The following is a 279-nucleotide window of genomic DNA, read 5'->3' on the forward strand; positions in this document are numbered from 1 at the left end:
AATCCGAAGTAAAAGTGAGAACAAATTTTGGTTGCAAAAATTGCATCAGAAAATATCTTTTTAAAACAGTGAGTTGCGCAATTTGCGAAGTAATTATGCGAAATTCTTTGTAGCGGCGTTTCGTTGCATCTTTCGCAATTCAGAGAAAGACCCAGGATGAGCCCTCAAAATCCAGGTTTTTCGTTCCAATTCCGTGACGCCATGTAGGGTAAGGCAATCGGTCCAGTCGTCCCAGGAGGCATCTAGCGCCGCGCCGAACATAGGCAATGCGAACTCTAG

Annotated in this window: 1 protein-coding gene; it reads right to left on the reverse strand. The window is 44.4% G+C overall.

Annotated features, from left to right (window positions below; genetic code table 11):
* Positions 1 to 93 precede the first annotated feature (93 nt).
* A partial coding sequence (locus RV1423_RS30785) for a hypothetical protein (protein WP_231502542.1) occupies positions 94 to 279 on the reverse strand: 186 nt, incomplete at its 5' end.

Origin of the sequence: Herbaspirillum sp. RV1423, from assembly GCF_000577615.1 — a bacterium.
GTDB lineage: Bacteria > Pseudomonadota > Gammaproteobacteria > Burkholderiales > Burkholderiaceae_D > Herbaspirillum.